The 24,236-nt window shown below is 66.3% G+C and carries 20 protein-coding genes, 2 tRNA genes and 2 pseudogenes; 19 read left to right on the top strand and 5 right to left on the bottom strand.

Going from position 1 to position 24,236, the window contains the following annotated elements; translation table 11 throughout:
• Nucleotides 1–2 precede the first annotated feature (2 nt).
• Nucleotides 3–2,309 carry a ferrochelatase gene (gene hemH / locus ACOQPH_RS06695; RefSeq protein WP_420623934.1) on the bottom strand — a complete coding sequence of 769 codons (2,307 nt, stop codon included), beginning with the start codon at nucleotides 2,307–2,309 and terminating at the stop codon, nucleotides 3–5.
• A gap of 192 nt (nucleotides 2,310–2,501) precedes the next feature.
• Between hemH and ACOQPH_RS06690 the strand changes: the two genes are divergently transcribed.
• The 5 genes from ACOQPH_RS06690 to era all read left to right on the top strand — a co-directional run bounded on the left by ACOQPH_RS06690 (nucleotide 2,502) and on the right by era (nucleotide 6,644).
• The gene (locus tag ACOQPH_RS06690; RefSeq protein WP_420623933.1) at nucleotides 2,502–2,753 is read left to right on the top strand and encodes a DUF3039 domain-containing protein; all 252 of its coding nucleotides are present in this window, start codon (nucleotides 2,502–2,504) and stop codon (nucleotides 2,751–2,753) included.
• Between the two features lie 145 nt (nucleotides 2,754–2,898).
• A complete protein-coding gene (locus tag ACOQPH_RS06685) occupies nucleotides 2,899–3,861 on the top strand; it encodes a PhoH family protein (protein WP_420623932.1) in 963 nt (320 codons plus the stop codon).
• Complete coding sequence (ybeY, locus tag ACOQPH_RS06680; protein ID WP_420623931.1) at nucleotides 3,824–4,432, top strand: rRNA maturation RNase YbeY; 609 nt, start codon at nucleotides 3,824–3,826, stop codon at nucleotides 4,430–4,432. The genes ACOQPH_RS06685 and ybeY overlap by 38 nt, the downstream gene beginning before the upstream one ends.
• Nucleotides 4,429–5,748, top strand: coding sequence for a hemolysin family protein (locus tag ACOQPH_RS06675; RefSeq protein ID WP_420623930.1), 1,320 nt, complete (start codon nucleotides 4,429–4,431; stop codon nucleotides 5,746–5,748). The genes ybeY and ACOQPH_RS06675 overlap by 4 nt, the downstream gene beginning before the upstream one ends.
• 14 nt (nucleotides 5,749–5,762) lie before the next feature.
• A complete protein-coding gene (gene era / locus ACOQPH_RS06670) occupies nucleotides 5,763–6,644 on the top strand; it encodes a GTPase Era (protein WP_420623929.1) in 882 nt (293 codons plus the stop codon).
• A gap of 24 nt (nucleotides 6,645–6,668) precedes the next feature.
• Here era and ACOQPH_RS06665 read toward each other — a convergent pair whose 3' ends face one another.
• Entirely contained in the window at nucleotides 6,669–8,612 is a 1,944-nt protein-coding gene (locus ACOQPH_RS06665; RefSeq protein ID WP_420623928.1) for an ATP-dependent DNA helicase, read from the bottom strand.
• Between ACOQPH_RS06665 and uppS the strand changes: the two genes are divergently transcribed.
• Entirely contained in the window at nucleotides 8,597–9,448 is an 852-nt protein-coding gene (uppS, locus tag ACOQPH_RS06660; RefSeq protein WP_420623927.1) for a polyprenyl diphosphate synthase, read from the top strand. The genes ACOQPH_RS06665 and uppS overlap by 16 nt on opposite strands.
• Before the next feature lie 77 nt (nucleotides 9,449–9,525).
• Entirely contained in the window at nucleotides 9,526–10,254 is a 729-nt protein-coding gene (gene recO, locus ACOQPH_RS06655; RefSeq protein ID WP_420623926.1) for a DNA repair protein RecO, read from the top strand.
• Nucleotides 10,255–10,264: 10 nt separating this feature from the next.
• Here recO and ACOQPH_RS06650 read toward each other — a convergent pair whose 3' ends face one another.
• Nucleotides 10,265–10,699: a hypothetical protein gene (locus ACOQPH_RS06650; protein WP_420623925.1), complete on the bottom strand. Its 435-nt coding sequence runs from the start codon at nucleotides 10,697–10,699 to the stop codon at nucleotides 10,265–10,267.
• 59 nt (nucleotides 10,700–10,758) lie between these two features.
• On the opposite strand from ACOQPH_RS06650, the gene ACOQPH_RS06645 reads away from it, so the two are divergent.
• The 5 genes from ACOQPH_RS06645 (at nucleotide 10,759) to ACOQPH_RS06625 (ending at nucleotide 16,730) form a co-directional block, all read left to right on the top strand.
• Complete coding sequence (locus tag ACOQPH_RS06645; RefSeq protein WP_420623924.1) at nucleotides 10,759–12,111, top strand: glycine--tRNA ligase; 1,353 nt, start codon at nucleotides 10,759–10,761, stop codon at nucleotides 12,109–12,111.
• A 41-nt stretch (nucleotides 12,112–12,152) separates the two neighbouring features.
• Entirely contained in the window at nucleotides 12,153–13,664 is a 1,512-nt protein-coding gene (locus tag ACOQPH_RS06640; protein ID WP_420623923.1) for a putative PEP-binding protein, read from the top strand.
• Nucleotides 13,665–13,791: 127 nt separating this feature from the next.
• Nucleotides 13,792–14,034, top strand: coding sequence for a hypothetical protein (locus tag ACOQPH_RS06635; RefSeq protein WP_420623922.1), 243 nt, complete (start codon nucleotides 13,792–13,794; stop codon nucleotides 14,032–14,034).
• 122 nt (nucleotides 14,035–14,156) lie between these two features.
• Nucleotides 14,157–14,444 carry a hypothetical protein gene (locus ACOQPH_RS06630; protein ID WP_420623921.1) on the top strand — a complete coding sequence of 96 codons (288 nt, stop codon included), beginning with the start codon at nucleotides 14,157–14,159 and terminating at the stop codon, nucleotides 14,442–14,444.
• 90 nt (nucleotides 14,445–14,534) lie between these two features.
• Nucleotides 14,535–16,730, top strand: coding sequence for a DNA primase (locus tag ACOQPH_RS06625; protein ID WP_420623920.1), 2,196 nt, complete (start codon nucleotides 14,535–14,537; stop codon nucleotides 16,728–16,730).
• A 6-nt stretch (nucleotides 16,731–16,736) separates the two neighbouring features.
• Here the strand turns inward: ACOQPH_RS06625 and ACOQPH_RS06620 are convergent.
• Both ACOQPH_RS06620 and ACOQPH_RS06615 read right to left on the bottom strand, forming a co-directional pair.
• Nucleotides 16,737–16,809, bottom strand: a tRNA-Asn gene (locus tag ACOQPH_RS06620).
• Between the two features lie 96 nt (nucleotides 16,810–16,905).
• A tRNA-Ile gene (locus ACOQPH_RS06615) sits at nucleotides 16,906–16,978 on the bottom strand.
• A 115-nt stretch (nucleotides 16,979–17,093) separates the two neighbouring features.
• Between ACOQPH_RS06615 and ACOQPH_RS06610 the strand changes: the two genes are divergently transcribed.
• The 7 genes and pseudogenes from ACOQPH_RS06610 to ACOQPH_RS06580 all read left to right on the top strand — a co-directional run bounded on the left by ACOQPH_RS06610 (nucleotide 17,094) and on the right by ACOQPH_RS06580 (nucleotide 24,217).
• The gene (locus ACOQPH_RS06610; RefSeq protein ID WP_420623919.1) at nucleotides 17,094–19,121 is read left to right on the top strand and encodes an ABC transporter substrate-binding protein; all 2,028 of its coding nucleotides are present in this window, start codon (nucleotides 17,094–17,096) and stop codon (nucleotides 19,119–19,121) included.
• 34 nt (nucleotides 19,122–19,155) lie between these two features.
• The gene (locus ACOQPH_RS06605) at nucleotides 19,156–19,326 is read left to right on the top strand and encodes a hypothetical protein (RefSeq protein WP_420623918.1); all 171 of its coding nucleotides are present in this window, start codon (nucleotides 19,156–19,158) and stop codon (nucleotides 19,324–19,326) included.
• 40 nt (nucleotides 19,327–19,366) lie between these two features.
• Nucleotides 19,367–20,506 (top strand): ABC transporter permease, encoded by a 1,140-nt coding sequence (locus ACOQPH_RS06600; RefSeq protein ID WP_420623917.1) that lies wholly within the window; start codon nucleotides 19,367–19,369, stop codon nucleotides 20,504–20,506.
• Nucleotides 20,499–21,329, top strand: coding sequence for an ABC transporter permease (locus ACOQPH_RS06595; RefSeq protein ID WP_420623916.1), 831 nt, complete (start codon nucleotides 20,499–20,501; stop codon nucleotides 21,327–21,329). The genes ACOQPH_RS06600 and ACOQPH_RS06595 overlap by 8 nt, the downstream gene beginning before the upstream one ends.
• 55 nt (nucleotides 21,330–21,384) lie before the next feature.
• Nucleotides 21,385–21,759, top strand: a pseudogene (locus tag ACOQPH_RS06590) (ATP-binding cassette domain-containing protein); the annotation flags it as partial.
• 708 nt (nucleotides 21,760–22,467) lie between these two features.
• Nucleotides 22,468–23,103 (top strand): annotated as a pseudogene (locus ACOQPH_RS06585) (oligopeptide/dipeptide ABC transporter ATP-binding protein); the annotation flags it as partial.
• The gene (locus tag ACOQPH_RS06580; RefSeq protein WP_420623915.1) at nucleotides 23,096–24,217 is read left to right on the top strand and encodes an ABC transporter ATP-binding protein; all 1,122 of its coding nucleotides are present in this window, start codon (nucleotides 23,096–23,098) and stop codon (nucleotides 24,215–24,217) included. The pseudogene ACOQPH_RS06585 and the gene ACOQPH_RS06580, both read left to right, overlap by 8 nt.
• Nucleotides 24,218–24,236: the final 19 nt, after the last annotated feature.

Here is a 24,236-nt window from a genome sequence, read left to right as displayed (position 1 = left end):
GGTTAGCCGAAGCGCTCTAGGGGACAGCAGCCTGGGGCACAGATGTCGGGTCGTGGACCGAGGCGACCGACCGTGGGCCTGTCGGTACGCAGCCCAGCGGTCTCTTCGACGAGATCGACGAGCGCTGAAATGAACAGCGGATGAGTGCCGACCGTGCGGGCACGCACCATGGTGATGCCTGCGCGAGCGGCCGTCGTACGTGCCCTCGTGTCGAGGTCGACGAGCACTTCCATGTGGTCTGAGGTGAATCCGAGCGGCACGACGAGGACTGCGCGGCATCCCTGCGAACCGAGCTGGGTGAGGCGGTCGTTGACATCGGGTTCCAGCCACGGCACCTGCGGGGGGCCACTGCGGGACTGGTACACGATCTCGATCTCGCCAGCGAGGCCTGCCATATCGGCAACGGCCTCGGCGACATCGCGAAGCTCGGCCTCGTAGTTACAGGACGCCGCCATCCGGCTCGGCAGGCTGTGTGCGCTGAACAGGGTGTGTACGTCGCTTCGCAGATGCGCTCCGTCGAGCGCCTCGCGGATGCGTTCGGCGACAGCTCCAGCGAACCCGGGATGATTGCCGTAGACCCGAAACCGGGACAGCTGCGGCGCGTTGGGCACGTCGCTCGCGGCTTGCGCAAGATCCTCGTGGTATTGGCGGCAGCCTGAGTACGAGCTGAACGCCGACGTCACGATCACCACTGCGTGACGGCGACCCTCGGCAACCATTTGGCCGACTGTGTCCCGCAGGTAGGGATGCCAGTTGCGGTTGCCCCAGTAGCACGCCAGCGGGCTGCCTCGTCGAGCCAGCTCTGACGACACGTCCGCCAACAGCGAGCGGTTCTGCTCATTGATGGGGCTGACGCCGCCGTGGCGGAGGTATTGCATCTCCACCTTGGCAAGACGTTCCGGCTGCACCTCGCGCCCCCGAGTCACGTTCTGAAGGAACGGCATGACGTCGTCCGGGCCTTTGGGTCCGCCGAATGACAGCAGCAGGACCGAATCGATGGCAGCGGGACCGAGCGTTCCGTACGCGGGAACGTGTACGGGTTTGCCTGAGGGGGGATGAGCGGCTGCCGTTGATTTGGGTGGCGGGCGCTGCGTTGCCGCTTGTGGACCAAATGCCGCGGGGCGCGAGCGTGCGAGCCGTTCAGCTGCAATCAGCAGCGGTACGGCAGCGAAGCCCACGAGCATCGCAATAGTGATCGTGGCGTTGTAGCCCCTGGCATCGATCAGCAGGCCGAGTACCGGTGGGCCGATCATCGCCCCGACTCCAGCGGCGGTGTACAGCGCTCCGAGCACGCCGCCGAGCCCGACTGGGCCGAACAACATCGCGGCCACTGCCGGGGACAATGCGATGAAGCCGCCGTAGCTGAGGCCCATGACGATGGCGAACGTGAGCAGCATCCACGGGTTCGCCTCGGAGCCCAGCCACAGCAGATAGCTGAGCGCCATCGTGAAGAACGAGAGCTGATACAGACGCATCAGGGGGACAAAGGCCCCGAGCGCCCCCAAACCGAGCCGGCCTACTACCGACGCGCCGCCGATGATGCCCACCAGGGTCGCGCCGCCAGTCCTGCCGAGGCCCGACACGTAGTCGGGCAGGTACACGAAGGGCATAAAGAGGCTCGCGCTCAGGACGAGCACCGACGCGTACAGGAATGTGAACATGAGCGCCCGGCCCCGCATCAGCGCGGAGAGACGCGGCAGCTCTGCAGTGTCGGTGTGCATCGGGGGGCGGCGTGCCCCGATCGCCGCCACCAGCATGAGCGCAGTTGCTGCGACCGCCAAGATCCGGTAACTGGATCGCCACCCGTAAGCCTCTACAAGGGCCTCGGCGGTTGGCGATCCCACGAGCGTGCCCACGCCGATTCCGGCAACGGCCACACCCAGTGCAGCAACTCGCCTGCGCTCGAACCACCCGCCGACGACCGCCACCATTGGTACGTAGGCGCAGGCAACGCCAATCCCGACACCGGCCCCGTAGGTGAGGTACGCGAGCCAGATGTTGTTCGTCATCGAGGTCAGCCACAGCCCACCCAACATCACGAACGCGCCGGTGAGCAATACCCGGCGCGGCCCAAAGCGGTCGGCGAGCCTGCCCGTGAAGATCCCCAGCGTGAAGTACGCAAACGTCGTCAGGGAGAAGAGCAGTGCCGTTTGGCTGCGGTCCACGCCGAACTCGGCCCGAACTTCAGCGAAGAAGGCGCCAAAGCTGTAGGCCACGCCGAACACAGCGAACGTTGCGAGCGCAGCCGACAGTGCGACTACCCACCCCGCAGCCGAGTCGAGCCGAGCACCTTGGGCATCAGTGCTCATCGCGACGCCTGAAGTTCTGTGCCCTTCACGCCGTCTTCGGCGACCGGGGAGGAAGTCCTAGCCATGCTGGGTCTGGGCTGCCCTTCGACGCACGCGTGCACCGCCGGTGCGGTTGCGGCGCGATTGGGCACATTACTGCCGTACCGTTGGCACCGGCAGAGGCAAACCCCGGAGCGGACCCGGAGCAGCGAAGTGGCCATCCAGAACGTCGGCGCGAATGTCGCTAGCAGTCCTGACGTCATTGAGCGTCCGGACACCCGTGAGACCGAAGGCGACCATGACCGCTTTTCCCACTACGTCAGCAAGACGGCGCTGACGCGCTCGGCCGTCAGCGGTCGAGAGGTCGTGGCGCTGTGTGGCAAGAAGTGGGTGCCCACCCGCGACGGCGAGCGCTTCCCGGTGTGCCCGGCGTGCAAGGAGATATTTGCCGGTCTGCGGTCCTGAGCCAAACAAGTGGCCGATGTGCGTTCTCGGTTGCGGACTAGCCTTGGCCGCATCGTGACCGCACCATCCGTCGGCACCCCCGATTGCCGTCTTGGCGCCCCGTGTCAATGAGCGCTGGGCCGTTGAGCGCAGGTACCTAAGCCCTGTGACCGACACCCAGGTTCGGATTCACGTTCCGGGCAACCACCTCATGGTCGGCGTGCTGGGCCAGCGCGACGAGCACTTGCGGCTCGTCGCGGACCACTTCGCAGATGCCGACATCCATGTGCGCGGCAACGAGATCACCGTGGCGGGCCCGAGCGCAGCGCTCGTCGGGCAAGTCTTCGAAGAGATGGTTCACGTCCTTGAAGCCGGCCAACGGATCGAGCCTGAAGTGCTCGACCGCGTCATCGACATGGTCGAAGCCGACGAGAGCCCGAGCGATGTGCTCTCTGCTCCGATCTTGCGCGCTCCCAACGGCAGGGTGGTTCGTGCCAAGAGCGCTGGCCAGAAGCGCTACGTGGAATTGATTCGGTCGAACATCGTGACGTTCGCCGTCGGACCTGCCGGCACGGGCAAGACGTGGCTGGCCGTGGCGCTGGCCGTCGACGCGCTGATGTCCAAAACCGTGCGGCGCATCGTGCTCACTCGGCCCGCGGTGGAGGCGGGTGAGCGACTCGGTTTCCTGCCCGGCGATCTGATGGCCAAAATCGACCCGTACCTGGCGCCCCTGTATGACTCGCTCTACGACATGCTTGATGTGGAAGCCGCCGCGAAGCTTCTCGAACGCAAGACCATCGACGTTGCGCCGCTGGCGTTCATGCGCGGTCGGACCCTCAACGACAGCTTCATCATCTTGGACGAGGCGCAGAACACCACGCCTGAGCAAATGAAGATGTTCCTGACCCGCATCGGTTTCGGCTCCAAAGTGGTCGTGACAGGCGACCGGACCCAGATCGACGTTCCGGGCGGCAAGAGTGGCCTGCTTGACGTGGAGAAAGCACTGGACGGGATTCCCGGACTTGCCTTTGCACGCCTCGGCCGGCGCGACATCACCCGGCATCGCATCGTCGGCGACATCGTGGAGGCCTATGACCGACGTGACGCGAAACGCAACGGCACCGAGTGAGCGAGCCGGGTCGCAGCGCACGGCTGCGAGCTGCGCCGAGCCGGTCGGCGGCTGTGCGGGTTCTCCCGGCGAGGGCGGAGTGCTGATTGCAGATCGCCAGAGCGATGTCCGGCTCGACTCGGAGCGCTATCGAGCGTTGGTGCGCGATGTGCTCGATGCCGAGGGCGTGCCGCCGGGTTCGGAAACTGCTGTGACATTTGTCGGTTCTGAAGAAATGGCACAGCTGAACAAAGCTCACATGGGTCACACCGGACCGACGGATGTGCTGGCGTTCCCGATCGATCTTGTGGCCGGCACACACGCGTCGAGCGCTCCAGATGCGGGTGATGTTCTGGTCGGCAATGTGCTGGTCGGCGATGTGGTTGTGTGCCCGGCGGTCGCCGCATCGAATGCTGCGGCAGGGGCTGGGTCCCGTCCGGGGCATGACGGCAGCGTCACAGCGGAAATCGATCTCCTGGTCGTGCACGGTGTGCTGCACTTGCTCGGCATGGACCACGTCGAGCCTGCCGCGGCTGCGGCCATGCGCGCCCGTGAGACCGAGCACCTTCGCAGATTGTGGAGCCGTTCATGAACTGGGTGCTCGGCGCGGTCGCGGCAGCAGTCCTGCTTACGGCAGCCATGTTCCTGCGATTGATCGAGGCGACCTTCATTCGTCTGGGGCGCGCCCGTGCCTCAGGTCTGGATGAGGCGGACGGAAACAGCGAACGGCACAACGGCGACCGCGACAATGGCCACTCGAGCGCCCCCCCGAAGGCGTCGTTGGAACAGCTGGTGGAAGACCGCGAGGTAGTGCTGGGACCTGTCTCGCTGCTGCGAGTACTGGCGCAGGTGACGCTTGTGGGAGGCGTCACCTGGATCGCCGCAAGCCGGACGGGTGCAGCGGGCATCATCGCCGCGATCGCCGTGACCTCAGTCGCGTTGTTCGTGGTCACCGAGGCGGTGCCCCGCCGTTGGGGGGTAGAGGCGAACGATCGCATGGCGCGGGTGCTCGCGCCGGTCGCACGCGTACTGAGCCGCACCGGGCCGCTCGTGTGGCTGGCCCGACTGCTGGCAGTGCCCGCGAAAGCGCTCGGACCCGCAGCGACACACGGCGACAGCGGTGAGGTCACCGAGGACGAGTTGGTCGCCCTGGCGTCGGCAGCAGCCCAAGCCAGGCTGATCGAAGACAGCGAGGCCGAGCTGATCGGGCAGATCATGGGACTCGGGGACACGATCGTGCGGGAGGTGATGGTGCCCCGACCCGACATGATCACCGTGAGCATCGGCGACAGCGTCGCCGATGCTCTGGAGAAGGTCATCGCCTCTGGCTTTACCCGGCTGCCCGTGACCGGTGTCAGCGTCGACGATCTCCAAGGCATCGTGCTGGCGAAGGATCTCGTCGCCGCCCACCTGCACGGAATCGGCTCCGACGGAGTGGTGACATGCGCACAGGTGCTGCGCCCCGCCACCTTCGTGCCTGAGACGAAGCGGGTCAGCGACCTGATGCGCGAGATGCAAGAGTCCAAGTCGCACCTGGCCATCGCGGTCGATGAGTACGGCGGTGTGGCGGGACTGGTCACGCTCGAGGACATCATCGAGGAGCTGGTCGGGGAAATCGTCGACGAGTACGACGCCGACGAGGCTCTGGTTCAAGTGCTTGGCGATGATGCGTTCCTGTTCTCCGGACGGCTGCCGGCGTCGCAACTGGCCGAGGTGTTGGAACTGCGCCTGCCTGAGGGCGACTGGGACACGGTCGGCGGCCTTGTGCTCGACCGCATGGGTCACGTGCCCGAGACAGGTGAGACCACCGAACTCGACGGCTGGTGCCTGTCCGCCCTTGAGGTGGAAGGCAGACGCATCAACCTCGTCGGGGCTCGGCGGGGCGCTGACTCTACGGGTTCTGGGTAGTTCCGGGGCCAGCGATGCGTTCAGGCTTCGTGACACTGGTGGGTCGTCCCAATGCGGGCAAGTCCACCTTGTTGAACTGCCTCGTCGGTGCCAAGGTCAGCATCACCTCCGCCAAGCCGCAGACCACGCGACTGCGCGTCATGGGCGTGCGGCACCTGCCAGATGCCCAGATCGTGTTCGTCGACACGCCTGGCATCGGCAAGCCGGTCACGCCGCTCGGCGAGAAGCTGAACGAGACCGCACGGACTGCGTTAGCCGACCTCGAGCCACCCGATGTGATCTGCATGGTCCTCGACGCCACAGCGCCCTTGGGTCGTGGCGACCGATTGATCTGGGATTCCTTGCCCACGGGTACCTCCACCGTCATTGCTGTCACCAAGTGCGACCGGGCATCAAGGGCCCAGGTGGCAGCGCAGCTGGCTGCGGCCGCGGAGCTCGATGCCGGCGCATACTTCCCAGTGTCGGGAAGGACGGGTGAGGGCACCGACGCGCTGCTTGAGCATTTTGCGTCCGGCTTAGGGGAGGGCCCAGCCTATTTTCCCCCCGAGAGCATCACCGATCTGCCCGACGCATGGCGCATTTCCGAGGCCGTGCGCGAGCAGCTGTTGGCACGCTTGGCGGACGAGCTGCCATACAGCATCGCGGTCCGCGTCACGCAGTGGGAGCCCGACCGCATCCGCTGCGACATCGCCGTGGAACGGCCCTCGCAAAAGGGCATCGTCATCGGACGGGGCGGACAGATGCTGCGAGAGGTGGGCACTGCGGCACGCCGCGAACTCGGTCTCGACGGGGTCTACCTGGAACTGCGGGTACGCGTCGAGCCGGACTGGCAGCGCACCCCCGATGCGGTCGCACGCATGCTCGCTCCAGAGGCGCCCTCGAGCCCGCACCCCTGAGAAGCGCCGGCTCTCAAGGCTGGCTCAGCGGTCGTGGAGTTCTCTGATGGCGTTCAGGAACTCGAGCGTTTCGTCTCGGTCGATGCTGCGGCGCATCGGCGGCAGCGGATCCAACAGCCGCGCCCGGTAGCCGGCAGTAGCGAGTCGGGAGTCCAGCACCGCGACAACGCCGCGATCGACGGTTGTGCGGATGAGCCGGCCCGCGCCCTGGGCCAGCAGATCCGCGGCGTTGGGCACGTCGACGGTCATGAATGCGTCGCTGCCTGCCGCTTCGCGCCGGGCCGCCGCGAGCGGTTCGTTGGGACGAGTGAACGGGAGACGATCGATGGCCAGCAGCGACAGGGCCGGCCCGGCGACGTCCACACCCTGCCAAAAGCTCATCGTGCCGCACACGACGGTTGCAGAGTCGTTGCCCAGTGCCTCCAGAAGGGCGGTGTTGGACAGGTCGCCTCCCTGTCGCAGTATTCGGATGTCGCTCAACACCTCCCCGAGCGCGTCCGCAGTGTCGTTGAGTGCGCGCCAGCTCGTGAACAGCGCAAGCGTGCGCCCTCCGACCGCTGAGATCAGCGCGGCTAATTCCTCAGTTGCAGCGGCCCGGTGAGCCTCCTGGGTCGGTGCGGGCAGGTGCTTGGCGCAGTACAGCAGCGCATTGGACCGGTAGTCGAACGGGCTTTGCACTGCGAGGTAGGTGTGGTCGGCGGCTGGCACGCCGAGTCGCTGGACAAAGTGCGGGCCGAGCGTCGCGCTGGTGAGTACACACGCCTGTCGACCCCACAGTCGGCTCGCGAGCAGGTCGCCGACATCGAGCGGGGCGAGCCGAAGCCGTCCCCGCCCTTCCACCAGGATGACAGTGCCCGCGGGAGGGTCAGCGGCGACGCGCAATGCCGTGAGGGATTCAGCTGCCATCCGAGCGACACGCAGCCGCTCGAGATCGGCACTGTCGGCACTGTTGGCAGACCGCAACTCGGCAGCCAATTGCTCAACCCTTCCGTCCGCGACTTCGAGCAAGCTCGCCAGATCGCCCGTGATTGCTCCCAGCCGGGTATCACGCAGCGGCTCGAGTTCGCTCGTCAGGCGTGTCGCCATGTCCGCCACGGCATCTGCCGCCGCGCCGCCTGCTCCCACGCCGCGCGCTTCGGACGCCAGCCGAGCGAAGCCTGCGGGCGTGATCTCCAGGCCGGCAACCTGGGTGACCACCGTCTCGAGCTGGTGTGCTTCGTCAAACACGACGGCGTCGTGGGGACCGAACAGGTACCCGTCGCCGAACAGATCGATGCAATACAGGTGCTGGTTGGTCACCACAATGTCTGCTCGGGCGGATCGGGCTCGTGCTTCTTCTGCGAAGCAGCGATGGCCCTGCGGGCAACGCTCGGCGCCGACGCACTCGGTGCTGTTCACCGACACTGATGACCACACGCGACCATCTGGCGCCACTGCCAGTTCGGACCGGTCGCCGGTGCGCGTCAGGCGGACCCACCGGCCGATCTCGGCGAGCTGTTGACCGCGGCCTATATCGGCGGCAGAGACCGGGCCATCATCAATGTCGAGCTGCTGCTGCGCGTGTTCCTCCCAACGGTGGCGGCACAGGTAGTTGTTGCGTCCCTTCAGCAGCTCCCAACGAACCGGGTGTCCGAGTCGCTGCGCCAGTCCCGCCGCGACGAGCGGCAGATCCTTGGTGACCAACTGGTCCTGCAGTGCCAGCGTGGCTGTGGCGATGACGACGCGACGGCCGCTGGCAGCAGCGAGCGCTGCCGGCACGAGGTAGGCGAGCGACTTGCCCACGCCGGTGCCCGCCTGGCACAACAGCGTGCCCCCATCGTTGATGGCCGTTACTACCGCAGCCGCCATCTCGGCTTGGCCCGGACGCTGCTCGCCGTCGTGGCCGAGTGCCGAGATCGCATCGTCGAGGGCCGCAGCGGCGTCGTAGGCGTCGGCTACAGGATCGAGGTCCCATGGCTCGTCGGACATCGGCCTCCCGTCAGTCGGTTGCGGTAACGGTACGAGACGACCGGTTCTTCGATGCGAGGCATTTCCCGATGGGCGTGGTGATCCGCGGCGACCGGGGTTCTACCCTGCGCAGTGTGAACCGAGGTGCGGGAATTGATCTGTCGCGCCTGCCGACTCACGTGGCCTGTGTGATGGACGGCAACGGACGCTGGGCGCAAGCGCGCGGGCTACCGCGAACTGAAGGTCATGCAGCGGGTGAGGAGGCCCTGATCGACACGGTCGAGGGCGCGGCCGATATCGGTTTGAAGTGGCTCACCGTGTATGCGTTCAGCACGGAGAACTGGCGTCGCCCGCCATCAGAAGTGCGCTTCCTCATGGGCTTCAACGAGTCGCTGCTGGTACGGCGCAGCCAGGAACTGCACGAGCGGAACGTACGGATCCGCTTCGTCGGCCGGCGCGACACGCGCGTGCCCAAGCGTGTGCAGGCTCGTATTGACGAGGCCGTCGAGCTCACGGCGGCAAACACCGGTCTCACGTTCACGGTCGCGTTCAACTACGGCGGGCGCGCAGAGATCGCCGACGCTGCCGCGGCCCTCGTGCGCGCCGGCGTGTCGCCAGATGACGTGGACGAGGCGTCGCTGGCGAAGCACCTCTACGACGCGCAGATGCCCGACGTGGACCTCATGATCCGAACCTCGGGCGAGAACCGGGTGTCGAATTTCTTGTTGTGGCAGATGGCATACAGCGAGCTGGTGTTCACTGACACTCTCTGGCCGGACTTCCGGCGGGATGACCTGTTCGATGCCATCTGCATCTACCAGGCGCGGGATCGGCGGTTCGGCGGCCTGAATCGCTAGAGCCACACTGAGCTAGAGCCACACTGGGGAATGCTGCGCAGACGCCGCAGCAGCACTCAGCTGAGACAGCGAAGGGGATGTCCCCGCAGATGCAGTACCGGGACCGGGGAGTGGTGCTCCGCACCATCAAGCTCGGCGAGGCCGATCGGATCATCACGATCATCACCTCGGGGCACGGCAAGGTGCGCGCTGTGGCGAAGGGCGCTCGGCGAACCCGCAGCCGCCTCGCGGGGCATGTCGAGCCGCTGCGTCACGTCGACCTGCAGCTATATCGGGGCCGGGGCGAACTCGACATCGTCACCGGCGCGGTAACGCTGGACCGATGGCCCGGGCTTCGCGAGGATCTCGACCGGTTGGGCACCGCTATGACCCTCGCCGAGGCAGTGGACCAGTCAGTTCATGACCGGGGCGATGATCCGGTGCCGTACCAGATGCTGGTGGGGGCGCTCGGCCGCTTGGATCTTGCGAGTTCCGAGATGTTGCTGCCGGCATTCCTGCTGCGCCTGCTGGCCCACGAGGGCACGGCGCCGCAGCTCAACGAATGCGTCGTGGGCAGCGGCTGCGACGATGCGGCCATCGTCGCGTTCGACCCGGCACAGGGCGGCGTCACGTGCGAGACCCACCGGCATGGGCGCTCTCTGGGAGCAGGGGCGCTCGTCCTGCTGCGGTCGATCATCGCCGGACAGGTGAACTCGGTGCTCGATGCACCGCGCTCTGCTGATACCCAGGAAGCTGCAGCGGTCGTCACCCGCATGTGGGAGTACCACATGGACAGGCGCTTGCGAAGCGCTGACCTGCTTGGTTGATGTCCCTGCGCTAGCGGAAGATGCGGTTGCCGCCCTTGGGGTTCTCGGCGCCGGCGTGGAGTCGCTTGAAGCGCTTCTCGGCCCGGGTATCGGCGGTGTCGCGCCACCACGACCGTCCACGCCAGAACGCTCCGGCCAGGGCGAGCAACCCCAAGACAACCTGTGTGCGGGCCAACCCGCCGCACAGCGGATGTCGGCTCGCCGGAGCGATGTACGGCCGGCCGGTCGTGCTGGCGGTGACGTGCGCGTCCGCCACGGCCTCGCGCACCTCATCAAGGTCTACGTCGGGCGGAGCCAGGCTCAGCGGCGGCACCGCGCACGTCCACTCGACTTCGCCGTCAGGGATGCCCTCGTACGGACCGCCGAAGACGGGCATCGGCACAAGCAACGCCACCACGCCCAAGAATGCGCACAAGAAGACCACAGTCGTGTCGCGCAGCCTCATGGCGTCGAGCCTAACGAGAGCCGTAACGCCCATGAGGCCCATCGGTACCCTTGCCGCCCGTGACCCAGACCGCACACACCGATCCTGATCCTGGGCCAGCTCCCGATCCTGCGCTGTTCGACAAGATCGTCAATCTCGCCAAGCGCCGGGGCATCGTCTTCGGCTCGGCGGAGATCTACGGCGGATTCCGCAGCGCCTACGACTACGGCCCGATCGGCGCCCAGCTGCTGCGCAACGTCAAGGACGCGTGGTGGCGTTCGATGGTGCAGTTGCGCACCGATGTCGTGGGTCTCGACGCTTCGATCCTGGGTCCCCCTGCGGTGTGGGAGGCCTCGGGCCACCTGACGAACTTCACGGATCCCCTGGTCGACTGCACGAGCTGCAAGACCCGCCACCGCGAAGACCAGCTGGCCGATCCGCACCAGTGCCCCAACTGCGGCGAGCGCGACACCTTCACCGAGGCGCGTGCCTTCAATCTGATGTTCCGCACCCAGGCGGGGCCAGTCGAAGGTGCGGGCACCGAGGTGTATCTGCGGCCCGAGACGGCCCAAGGCATGTTCGTGAACTTCAAGAACATCCTCGAGACCAGCCGCAAACGGCCCCCGTTCGGCATCGCGCAGGTTGGGAAGTCGTTCCGCAACGAGATCACGCCGGGCAACTTCGTGTTCCGCACCCGCGAGTTCGAGCAGATGGAATTGGAGTTCTTTGTCCCGCCCGCAGACGCGCCGCAGTGGTACGAGTACTGGCTGTCCGAGCGCCTCGGCTGGTACTTGGACTTGGGAGTACCGGCCAGCCACCTGCGCCTGCGCGCCCATGATGCCGATGAGCTCAGCCACTACTCCAGCGGCACCAGCGACGTCGAGTACCTGTTCCCGTGGGGCTGGGGCGAACTGGAGGGCGTGGCAAACCGCGGCGACTACGACCTGCGCCAGCACGCTGAGCACTCAGGCCAGAAGCTGGAGTACTTCGACCAGGCCAGTAGCGAGCGCTACATCCCGCATGTCATCGAGCCCGCAGCCGGGGCGACACGCGCGCTCATGGCCTTCCTGCTGGCCGCCTACCGGGAAGAGACCGTCAACGACGACCTGCGAACGGTGCTGGGCCTGCACCCGCGACTGGCGCCGTACAAGGTCGCGGTCCTGCCGCTGTCGCGCAAAGAGCCGCTGACGGCCCTGGCGGCCGACGTGCTCGGGCTCTGCCAGCCGCATTGGATGTGCGACTACGACGAGACGCAGGCCATCGGCCGTCGCTACCGTCGCCAGGACGAGATCGGCACACCGCTGTGCGTCACGGTCGACTTCGAGTCCATCGATGATCGATGTGTGACTGTGCGCGACCGCGACACCATGGGCCAGGACCGGGTAGCGATCGCTTCGCTAGTAGACCATCTGGAAAGCCGCTTGGATCTCTAGCGGCACGGGGCCGCGGCGGGCATGTGCTTGCGGGGGTGGCAGTGGCAGATTCTGGGGCGGAACTGAGCACTCGCCAGCAGCAGGCCGTCGCCGAGCTCAGTGTCGACGAGCTGACAGCCGCCTTGCATCCGTCGTTCTCTGGCGATGCCGGGATGCTGATCACCACGGGCTTGGCTGCGTCGCCGGGCGCGGCCTCAGGACTCGTGGCTGTCGGATCGCAGGCTGCGCTGGACCTCGCGTCGGGGGGCAGCACGGTCATCCTGGTCGCCACCGAGACGACGCCCGCCGATGTCGCAGCCATGGGCTTGTCTGCGGGGATCCTCACGGCTCGGGGCGGACTCGCGAGCCACGCTGCGGTGGTGGCCCGCGGCTGGGGGATTCCAGCCGTGTGCGACGCCCGGGAGATCACTGTGGAAGCCGCTGCGTTCGTCGTCGGCGACGGTCGGCGCATCGCCAACGGCACGCCGATCTCGATTGACGGGTCGACTGGTGAAGTGACCCTCGGGAACCGTGAGATCGCCGGATCCGGTGCAGGCCCGGATCTGCCGGCGGAATTCGCTGAGGTGCTCGACTGGGCCGATCGCGTCATGGCCGGCCGTTTCGCCGTGCTCGCCAACGCCGACTCCGGGGCTGACGCTGCCGCGGCGCGTGCGCTCGGTGCGCGGGGGATCGGGCTGTGCCGCACCGAGCACATGTTCCTGAAGGCCGACCGGTTGGAAATTGTCCAGCGGGTGATCCTGGAAGGCGCTGACGAACACCTCGACGATCTCGCCGCAGCGCAGCGAGCAGATTTTCTCGAGTTGCTCGCAGCTATGGACGGGCTGCCCGTCACCGTCCGGCTGCTCGATGCGCCGATGCACGAGTTCCTGGCCGGTGCGGATCCCGTCGCGGCCGCCGAGTGGCACGAGCACAATCCGATGCTGGGCGTGCGCGGCGTACGACTTGGTCTGCTTCGCCCTGAACTCTACGAAGCACAGGTCCGGGCGCTGGCCGGTGCGGTGGCAGACCGTCGCTTCGCCGGGGGTGATCCGCGCATCGAGATCATGGTGCCCCTCGTGTCCGCCGCAGGAGAACTGGCGGCTGCCGTGCGTGCAGTGCGCTCGACATGGGAAAGCCAGCAAGCGGGTCCCGAGCCGCCTTTGGGGACCATGATTGAGACACCGCGTGCGTGCCTCATTGCGGGACAGCTAGCCGCTGACGTGGAATTTGCGAGCTTTGGCACCAACGACCTCACCCAGATGGTGTTCGGTTTCAGCCGGGACGACACTGCGACACGAGTCATCGGGCCGTACCTCTCCGAAGGCCTGCTCGACGCAGATCCGTTTGCCTCACTCGACCGTGCCGGCGTCGGGGAGCTCGTGGGTGCCGCATTGCTGCGCGGGCGGGCAGCCAATCCGCAATTGCGAGTCGGAATCTGCGGAGAGCACGGCGGCGACCCGGCCAGCATCAGCTTTGCGGTGCAAGCGGGTCTGAACTACGTGTCGTGCTCGCCCTACCGGGTGCCCATCGCTCGACTCGCCGCCGCGCAAGCGCTGCTCGCTGCGCCCGGCTAGACCGCCAAACCGGCGACGACGACGTCCGCGTATGGCTTCATGCCGGGGGCGCCGAAAAGTGTCGCGCGCCAGACTCGCGCTTGTGCCAAGGTGGGCATGTCGGCAGGTACCTTCCTTGGAGTTGCCCATGCCTCCCCAAGCATTGTCAAATCACCGTGCCTACAAGCGCTTCCACCGTGAGCAGATGGAGGCCGAGCACCTCGGCAAGATCGCCCTCCTGCACGACGGCGACGTAGTCGGTGTCTACGAAGACAGAGAATCCGCGTACTCAGTCGGCGTGACCAAGTACGGGCTTGGCGGGTTCTCATTTGAAGAGATCGGTGCACAGCCCCTCTTCGTGAGCCTCCCCATGGTGGGCCAGGAGCGTTGAATGAACTGACAGTGTCTGTTTGGAACCGGCAGGTTCTGGCCGAGACGCTTGTCGCAGTCACACCCGAGGCCCAGGCGCACCGATTCCTAGGGCTGGTTGACACGGGAAGCCAAAGATCGGCCGTGTCTGAACGCGTCATCAATTCGATGGAATCTTCCCAAGGCCCGATCGAGTACCTCGACGTTGGCGGCATCGGAAGCTCCGCCCGATCAACACCCGCGTTTTGGCTCTGGTTGGGTATCGAGCTCGATCCAGGGCATAGCCAACCAGTCCCGTGCGGGCAGCAGCTCTCCGTATGGCAGCTGCCGCCGCCTGCGCCGCCCAACTTCGACGTCCTGCTCGGCATGGATTTCCTGGGTCTTGTCGAGCTCACGCTCAACGATCGGACCTGCACGTTCAGGCGGGAGTGACGGGCCACGCTGCTCGTCTTCGGCTTCGGCCGGTCATCTTCCCGATTGGTGCTGCCTTGCTGCTGGCGAATCGTTAGCGTCGAAGTGAAGATGAGTATTCGGGATTCCGACGTGCAGCGCGTGCGCGAGGCCACCGATCTCGTCGCGCTCATCGGCCGCCGGGTGAGCCTCAAGCGAGTCGGCAGCCGCCATGTGGGGTTGTGTCCCTTCCACACCGAGAAGACGCCGTCGTTCAGCGTGAACGGCGCGGACGGCTTCTACCACTGCTTCGGCTGCAAGGCCTCCGGCGATGCCATCACGTTCGTACGCGAGACCGAGCACTTGGAGTTCACCGACGCTGTCGAGCAACTGGCGGCGGCGGCGAATATCACGCTCACCTACGACGCGCCCGGTGCGCAGCGCGCCAACCAGCGCCGCAAAGAACTCATGGACCTGCTGGAGACAGCGGCTCGCTTCTATCACGAGCGCCTCCTCAGCGGACCCGATGCCGGCGTGGCGCGCGCGTACCTGCGGCGGCGGGGGTACGACCGGGACACGGTGGTGAAGTGGCGTCTGGGATACGCACCGCCGTTGTGGGATGCGCTGTGCCAGCACTTGGGCGCCCCGCCGGCCCAGCTCGCCGCGGCCGGACTGGCGTATGCGGACTCGCGGCGTGGAAGCCGAGCGAGTCGCGGTACCAGCAGCTCAGCGGGCGACGAAGCAGGCGAGGCCGATCCGACCGCCAAGTCCGACCAGACCGGCGAGGCAATCGGGGCCGGCGAGGCCGACCAAGACGATGTTGGCGAGGCGGGCCGGGCGTCCGACTTCTTCCGGGATCGCATCATGTTCCCGATCTGTGACGCCAGCGGCAGGGTCGTGAGCTTCGCCGGTCGCTTGCTGCCCCGCACAGACGCACCGCTGCCGAAGGGACCCAAGTACAAGAACACCGCCGGCACCGTGGTCTACGACAAGAGCAAGGTCTTGTACGGCCTGCACATGGCCAAGCAGGCAGCACGCACGGCGGACCGGATCGTGGTGTGCGAGGGCTATACCGACGTCATCGGGTGCGACCTCGCCGGGATTTCCGAAGCGGTTGCCACCTGCGGCACTGCGCTCACCCAGCAGCACGCAGAGCTGCTGTCACGCTCGGCACAGCGCATCGTGCTGGCCTTCGACGCTGACGCAGCCGGACAGACCGCCACCGAACGGGTGCATCAGTGGGAGCGCACCTACTCACTCGACGTCTTCGTGGCGGCGCTGCCGCCCGGGTCCGATCCCGGCGACCTAGCCGCCACCAACCCGCCAGCGCTGCGCCGGGCGCTGGAAGAGGCCCAGCCGCTGCATGCATTCCGGGCAGAGCGCATCTTGGACCGGGCTGAGCTCGACAGCCCGGCCGGCCGTGACCGGGCGGCGGAAGAGGTAGCCGAGGTGTTCGCCGTCTACCCCACCGATGTCCTCGAGGACGCCGACTTGGAGCCCATCGCCCAGCGCATCCCGATGGAAACCGATGACCTGCGCAAGCGCGTCATCGCTGCCCACCTGCGATTGTCCGAGCGCCCTGCGAATCCGTCCTCCGAGCCGTACGACACGCCACCCCCGCCTGAACCTGGTGAGAGCTACTTCGATGCCTTTGACAACGGTCCGCCGGCCGACATGGACTCTGAGGACACCCCAGTGGTGAGATCAGCACGGCTAGGCCGAGGTACGCAGTCGCGGCGGGAATCGAGCCCCGAGCAGAGAGCCAACGACGATCTCGACCTGCTCGCGGCCGCAGTCGCTCCACAGGGAGACACCGCCAAACTCATGGTGGCCGAGATGTTTGCGACGTCGGCGGCCAGAGCGGCTTTCGACCGTCTGGCCGCCGATACGGGCGTGGGGGACACGGCGTCTTTCGCGTCAGGGACAGAGCCGGAGAAAGCAACGCCCGAACAGGGCACGGATCCTGCTGCTGACATGCTCGCAAGGGCACGAGAGCGGAGCTCTTCGTGGAGCGTGCCGCACGCACAGGACCGCGCGACAACCGCCATGCGGCACCACGTGAACGACTTGATTCGGAGCATTAGCACCGGCGGGGAAATCCCTGGCGTACCTGCGGACTGGGCCATGTCAGAGACCGAGCAGCTCGGGCATCGTCAGGAATGGCTCCGCTGGCTGCAGTCCTGCAAGGCACAGCTGAGCGATCCAAAAGTCCGCGTACATGTGGCAAATGATCTGGCGAAGCGCCTGCGAGGCAGCAGCGACACGGAACCACCGAACGTCATGCAGCCGGGTGACGAACCGAGAGCACCGACCGGCACGGCTGGTTGACGAGTGCTCCGGGGGTGGGGCTCGAACCCACGACAAACGGATTAACAGTCCGCTGCTCTGCCAACTGAGCTACCCCGGACCGAACGGGTCGATTCCTTCCCGAACGTGCGGCGCAACGATACTGAGTTGTCTTGCGCTGCTGACGGCGCGGTCGGCTGGGCACGCCGACGGCAAGTGGGCCGGGTGGGGATCGAACCCACGACCCAGCGATTATGAGTCGCCTGCTCTGACCACTGAGCTACCGGCCCGGCAGCACCGTACCGGCCCCGAGCGCCGATCTGGGGATAGGTCAGTGGCTCGCTCAGGGGCTAGTAGTTTGCGCGTAGAGCGCCACCGCGGCGCCGTGGGGGAGGAATGTCCACGATGCATACAGGGGAAGCGCGGCGCGACGCCGGAAATCTCACGAGTGAGCGACGCAAGTCTCTTCCCCGGCGGCCGCTCGGCTGGCGGATCGGGGTCATCGTTGCGGCATTCGCGCTGATCGCAGTTGCATGCGGCGGCGGCGGCGATGACGAAACAGGTGAAGGCCCGAGCGAGCAGCCCGAGACAACCGAAGCCGTTGAGGCTGCGCCCGAGACCACCCCCGATGAGACGCAAGAAGAGGTAGTGGAAGCCCGTGAGGCTGGCGAGGCCACCGGCGAAGACATTCGCGAGACAGAGAGCGGTCCCATCTACGGCGGCAGGCTCGTGTACGGCATCGAGGCCGATACGGCCAATCCGTTCGTGCACTACGCATCGTCGTGCGCGATCAGCTGCCGCATGATCTTCCGCTCCATCACCGACTCGCTGTATGTCACCGACAGCGACGGCGAGATCGTGCCGTACCTCGTGGAATCCGAGACGCACAGCGACGACTACATGGTGTGGACTATGACGCTCCGCGACGGCATCAAGTTCCATGACGGGACGCCGCTGACGGGCGAGGCCGTGGCCTACAACATCAATCTGTGCCGCCTGAGCCAGCTGACGGGGCCGGCGTTCCTGGGCATTGCCGACGTCGCCGGCGAGGGCCAGACGGTCACGGTCACCGCCAGTCCCGGACAGCCGCTAGCAGCCGGCCTCGGCCCCGCAGGGCGGGCCGAAACGTGCGGCCAGATGTTCAGCCAGGCGTGGCTGCACACACTGCCGAACAACCCGCTGTACGTGTCACCGGCATCGCCGCTGCCCCAGGAGATGCGCGAAGCGTTGCGAGAAGAAGCCACCGGCGATCCCTCCAACCCGGTCGGGCTGGGCGCCTTCAAGTTCGTGAGCTACACGCCCGGCAACGGCAACAGCTTCCTCGCCGAGCGCAATCCGGATTACTGGCGAGGCGAAAACGGCATCACCGGTGAGAACCTGCCGTACCTCGACGAGATCGAGTTCGTGGTGGCCGTGGACATCCAGGGTCGCTCGAATGGCCTCAAAGCCGGACAGTTCGACATCATCCACACGGCCAACGCCGATGAGATCTCCAAGTACGAAGGCGAGGACTTCGTGCTGCTGCAGGCCAACGACTACGGCGAGACCAGCCACATGCTCGTCAACGTCGCCGCGGGGGTGAATCCGGTGCTGGCGTTTGTGCGTGGTGCCGCTGAGCCGATCGCGATGGATCCCCTGGGGCTTAACTTGACCAATCCGCTGGTGCACCTGAGCTGCCGCAAGGCGCTCGCCCACGCATTTGACGGTGACCGCTTCGCCAACGAGCGCCACCAAGGCTTGGTGCAGGTGGCCAATGGACCGTTCCCGCCAGGCAGCGTCGGTTACCTCGAAGACTCTGGCTATCCGTCCTACGACCCTGAGGCCGCTGCTTCGGAATTTGAGCAGTGCAAGACCGACAGCGATCAGAATCCGGTGGCGTTCTCGTTCAACACCACCAACGACGCGTTCAACGTCGAATCGAACGAACTCGTCGTGTCGATGTGGACGGACGCCTTCGGCGACGAGCTGGCCGTGTCGATCCAGCCCATCGAGCAGGGCCAGTACATCAACCTGGCGCTGGCTGGTGTGTTCCAGATGCAGGGTTGGCGCAACCACGGCGGCGTGGACCCCAGCGAGCAGTGGTACTGGTGGCATTCTGCAACGGCGAGCCCGGTCGATCCGACGGTGCCCGAGCTGGCACTGAACTTCGGGCGTTTCCAGGATCCCGCAATCGACGCTGCGTACCAGGTCATCCGTCACAACCCAGACCCGGCTGCCCGGCTGGCTGCTGCCGAGGAGGTCAACCGGGCCTTCGGACGCAATGTCTGGAACCTGTGGACCTACTGGACGCTGTGGGGCATCATCGCCAACCCGCGGGTGCAGAACATCACAGACCTGCCCATTCCCGACAACGCGGAGAACGCCTTCCCGGTGATCTCTGGCAAGCACCACCTGACGCAGATCTGGTGCACAGAGGGCAATTGCCAAGGCTGAGTTCCCACCAGGACGGCACGGGAGACGGCAAGGGGTGAACCCGGTGCTCGCATTCCTGCGGGGCACCGACGAGCCGATCCCGATGGACCCGCTGGGGCTCAACGCCACCAATGATGCATTCAACGTCGAGTCAAACCCGGTGATTTCCGGCAAGCACCACCTGACGCAGATCGGGTGCAGCACCAATGGCACCTGTCAGGGTTGAGCATGACTCTGAGCGTTGCCTGGGCCACCGGAGTGAGCGGATGAAGCAACTCGTCCGCGACCAACTCGGGCGCATCGTCACCGTCGCTTTGATCGCCACGGTCGCTTGGGCGTGGTTCTTTCGACCCCCGTTCAGCTGGACCTTCGGCGTGCTCGTGGCGATCGGCACGACGGGCGCGGTGATCGCCGACGGGCGCTACGCACTCCGTCGGATCGCGAGCGTGATACCGATCCTGGTCGGGGTCTCATTCGTGGTGTTCGCGCTCATGGCGAGCCTGCCCGGAGATCCGGCGATCAACATCTTGGGGCCCGCCGCGACGCCCGACCAGATCGAGATCGTCCGTACCGAGCTGGGCTTGGACGAGCCCTTCTTCAGCCGGTACGGCAACTGGCTCGGCGGTGTGCTGCTCGGCGACTTGGGGAGCTCGATCGTGCTGCGCGAGGACATCGCTGACGGCATCTCACGATCCATGACACCGACGTTGCAGCTGATGGCCTACTCGGTGGTCATCTCGCTCGCAGTGGCGCTGCCGCTCGGCGTCTGGGCGGGGTACCGACAGGGCTCAGCCTCGGATCGTGCGATCAACAACGTGATGCTGGGATTTCTGGCCACGCCGAATTACGTGCTCGCGGTTCTGCTCGTGCTGTTCTTGGCAATCGGCGGGCTCAGTGTGGTCGGCAACGAGATCGGGTTCCACGCCCTGCCCGCGGCGCGCTACGTGCCGTTGGGCGACAACGTCGTGCTGCACTTCAAGCACTTGCTGTTGCCCTCGTTGTCGCTCGCGATGGGGCAGGCCGCGGTGTTCATGCGGTTGCTGCGCTCAGACATGATCGGCACGCTGCGTCTGCCGTTCATCGATCTGGCCCGAAGCAAGGGGCTGCCGACCAGGCGGATCTTGTGGCGGCATGCACTGCGGCCGTCGAGCTTCACCCTGCTGACCGTGGTCGGGCTGACGATGGGCCTGCTGATTGGCGGCGCACTGATCGTCGAGTTCATCTTCACGCTCCCGGGCGTGGGCGCTTACATCTTCCTGGGCGTGACGCAGCGCGACTTCATCGCTGTGCAGGGCGGGGTACTGGTGATCTCGACGCTGTACATCATCGTGCTCACCATGTCCGACTTCCTCTACTTGGCGCTCGATCCGCGGCTGCGTGGCAGGGAGGTCGGCGCCCGTGCATAAGCGGCTCGGATTCTTCTTCTGGCTGGCCGTGATCTACCTGGTCGTGCTTGGGCTCGCCGCCATATTTGCCGATGTCCTGCCCATCAAGGATCCCACCCAGACGTTTGCCGGCACGTCCAAGAACGGTCCCAGCCTGTCGCACTGGTTTGGCAACGACGGTGTGGGCCGCGACGTGTTCAGCCGGGTGATCTACGGGGCGCAGGTGAGCTTGGTGATCTCGACGGTCGGCACCCTGCTGGCGCTGGCGATCGGCGGTCTCTTAGGCATGGTCTCGGGGTACTACGGCGGGCGGGTCGACCGCTGGCTGACCGCCACGCTGAATGCGTCCCTCGTGATCCCGCCACTGATCCTGTTCCTGGCGTTGATCCTGTTCTTGGACTCCGAGGCCCGGCGCCGCATCTTCATCTTGATCTTCACGTTCGTGCTGCTGGCGATCGCCCCGATCGCCCGGGTGGTGCGCGCTGCCACTCTGTCGTGGGCCGGGCAGGACTTCGTGCTCGCAGCCCGAACGCTCGGGGCTCGAGACGGCAGGGTTCTGTTCCGCGAGGTGCTGCCGAATGTGGCGCCATCGCTCGTCAGCTACTCGCTGATCATCATGGCTGGGCTCATCGTGGTGGAGGGGTCCGCGGCATTTCTGGGCCTGAGTGTCCCGCCGCCCACGCCGACGTGGGGCGACATGATCAACAAAGGCAGGACGAACCTCGACGTCGCTGCGCACATCAGCTTGATGCCGGCGATCACCATGTTCGTGACCGTGCTGGCGCTGAACTTCGTGGGCGACAAGCTGCAGCAGTACCTCGAGCCGCGGGAGTCGGTGCTGTGACTCACAGCACTCGTCGACACGGTCCTGTGATGGTTCCCGCTGGGGGAGTTCGGTAGTGGCAGGCAGCGGCAACGCCCACCTGCGCTCCGGAACGATCCTGAGTGCGCGGGATATGTTCGTGGAGTTCCCAGCAGCGGGCGGCCGCACGGTCCACGCAGTGTCGGGCGTGTCGCTCGACCTGCTCGAAGGCGAGACATTGGGTCTCGTCGGCGAGTCTGGCTGCGGCAAGAGCACGACGGGACGGGCGATTCTGCAGCTGCCGCGGCCCAATTCGGGTTCAGTGCAGCTCACTGGCCGAGAGCTGACTGCTCTTGACGACGAAGCGATGCGGCAGGTGCGGCCGCGGCTGCAAATGATCTACCAAGACCCGATCTCCTCGCTGAATCCACGGCGCACGGTGCGCGACATCGTGGCCGAGCCATTGTTCATCGCATGGGACAACGCGACGAAGCGAACTGCCATGGCATTGTGGCAGGAGCGCATCGGCGGCCTGCTGGGGAGCCTGTTGCGGCGTGCCGCGACACTGCTGCGCATTGTGGGCCTGGCGTTGTGTGTGGCGTTTGTGCTGTGGATCGTGTCCGAGGCCGTCGAGGAGCGGGCCGCGGAGGGATTACTGGGTTGGACGCAGGTTCCCGCTGCGGTCATCGGCTTCCCGGCACTGGCCGTAGCGCTTCTGATGGCTGCGGTCGCTCTCGTGCTGGGCGTGACGTGGGTGATGCTCGCGCTGATGCTGCCCTTCAGCCTGATGTCCCGCCAGTTCGGGGAAGTGTCGGCGGCCGTCGGCCTTGCCGGGGTGTTCGTCACCACAGCTGCCAGCGCCTTCTTGGCCTGGCGCACGTGGTCGAGCTTCGGAGGCTGGGCGCAGTGGCTCAACTCGGGCGGGCTGAGCCTGTTCACCGCAGTGCTCGTCGTGTGGCTAGTGGTGTCGCTCGCGAAGCCCGAACGGGCAGGCGCCAGCGCCGTGGCTACAACGCTGAGCGCCATGGTGGTCCTGCAGGTCTTCTACGTCGCAGGTCTCGACGACACGGCGAAGCTGATTGTCTTGGTCGTCTCCGGTGCCGTGGACTCGTTTTTGTTCTGGTGGGTGCTGCGCCGCTACCGGGCCAACCGTCAGGTCCTGTGGGAACGCGCCGAACCGCGGGTGCGCGAGGTGCTGACCTATGTCGGGATCAACCCCGAGGATGCCCTGGATCGCCGCCCGTGGGAGTTCTCCGGCGGCCAGGCGCAGCGGCTCTCCATCGCCCGAGCGCTCGTCAGCGTGCCGCAGGTGATCATTTGTGATGAGCCGGTGTCCTCGCTGGACGTGTCCGTGCAGGCGCAGATTCTCAACCTGCTCGAGGATCTCAAGAATCTGATGGGCCTGACGCTGATCTTCATCGCACACGACCTGGCAGTCGTCAAAAACGTGAGCGATCGGGTGGCCGTGATGTATCTCGGCAAGCTGTGCGAGGTCAGCGAACCCGATGCGATGTTCGAGGCGCCGGCCCACCCGTACACCGAGCTGCTGCTGGCGGCGATCCCGCATCCCGACCCTGAGGCGGATCTTGGCGCCGGTCGCATCGGTGGGGAGTTGCCGTCGCCGATGGCGCCGCCGTCGGGCTGCCGTTTCCGCACCCGCTGCCCGCTGGCTGCTGAGCGCTGCGCCGCCGAGGAGCCCGAGATGCGAGAGATCGCCCCTGGGCGATTCGTCGCCTGCCACACGCCGCTGTTCGGTGAACACGCGCCGCCGGCGCGGGTCCAGATGAGCTCGGCTCGCCAGGGGCATCGTGAGTGACCAGGCGCCGCTGAGTGCGCCAACGCTCCTTGAGGTAGCGGACCTGCGGACCACCTTTGACACCGTTGCGGGCCCGCTGGTGGCTGTGGACGGCGTCGACTGGTCGCTGCGCGAGGGCGCCCGACTTGGTGTGGTGGGGGAGTCAGGTTCGGGCAAGTCGGTCATGTCGCGCTCGATAATGCGGCTGCTGCCGAAGTCGAAGGTGATCTCGACAGGGACGGTCACCTTCGACGGGATCGACATGATGTCGCTGAGTCACCGCCAGCTGCTCGACATGTGGGGCCCGCAGCTGGCGATGGTGTTCCAAGATCCGCTGGGCTCGCTGAATCCGGTGATGAAGATCGGCCGGCAGGTGGGCGAGGGCCTGCGAGTGCATCGCGACCTCTCGGCGCGTGCTGCACGCAGCGCCGCGCTCGAGCTGCTCGATGAGGTGGGCATTCCCGAGCCCCAGCGCCGGATCGACGAGTACCCGCACCAGCTCTCAGGCGGCATGCGCCAGCGCATCGTGATCGCTATCGCGCTGGCGTGCAGTCCCCGGCTGCTCATTGCCGACGAGCCCACGACTGCGCTCGACGTGACGGTGCAGGCGCAGATCCTGGACTTGCTGGAGACCCAGCGGGCTGAGCGTGACATGTCGCTGGTGCTCATCACTCACGACTTGGGGATCGTGGCGGGCCGAACCGACGAGGTCGTCGTGATGTATGCGGGCCGGATTGTGGAACGCGCTCCCACCACGACGCTGTTCCGCAATATGAAGATGCCTTACACCGAAGCGCTGTTCCGGTCGATCCCCAAGGTCACCGACGACAGCCACGCCCGCTTGGAGATCATCGGCGGGCAGCCGCCCGAGATGACCCGCTTGGGACCGGGCTGCAAGTTCGCCCCTCGCTGCAAGTACGCGCAGGACCTGTGTGTCGCTGAGGAGCCGGCCTTGATTGCGGCGCCGACGGTTCGGGACCCAGACGCCAGCGACGCAGACGACGCTGCGGCCGACAACGGCCACGTGTACCGGTGCTTCTATCCGGTCGGCTCCCCAGAGGCCGCCGAGGCGCTCGAGCGCAACATCTCTTCAGGCCGCGTCAGCGAGACCGGCGTGGTCATCGGGACCGGCTGACCGCACCAAGAGCTGGACC

This window comes from Candidatus Poriferisodalis sp., from assembly GCF_965221945.1.
Taxonomy (GTDB): domain Bacteria; phylum Actinomycetota; class Acidimicrobiia; order Acidimicrobiales; family Poriferisodalaceae; genus Poriferisodalis.
Note: the sequence above shows the minus strand (reverse complement) of the source record. Positions and strands in the feature narration are given on the sequence as shown.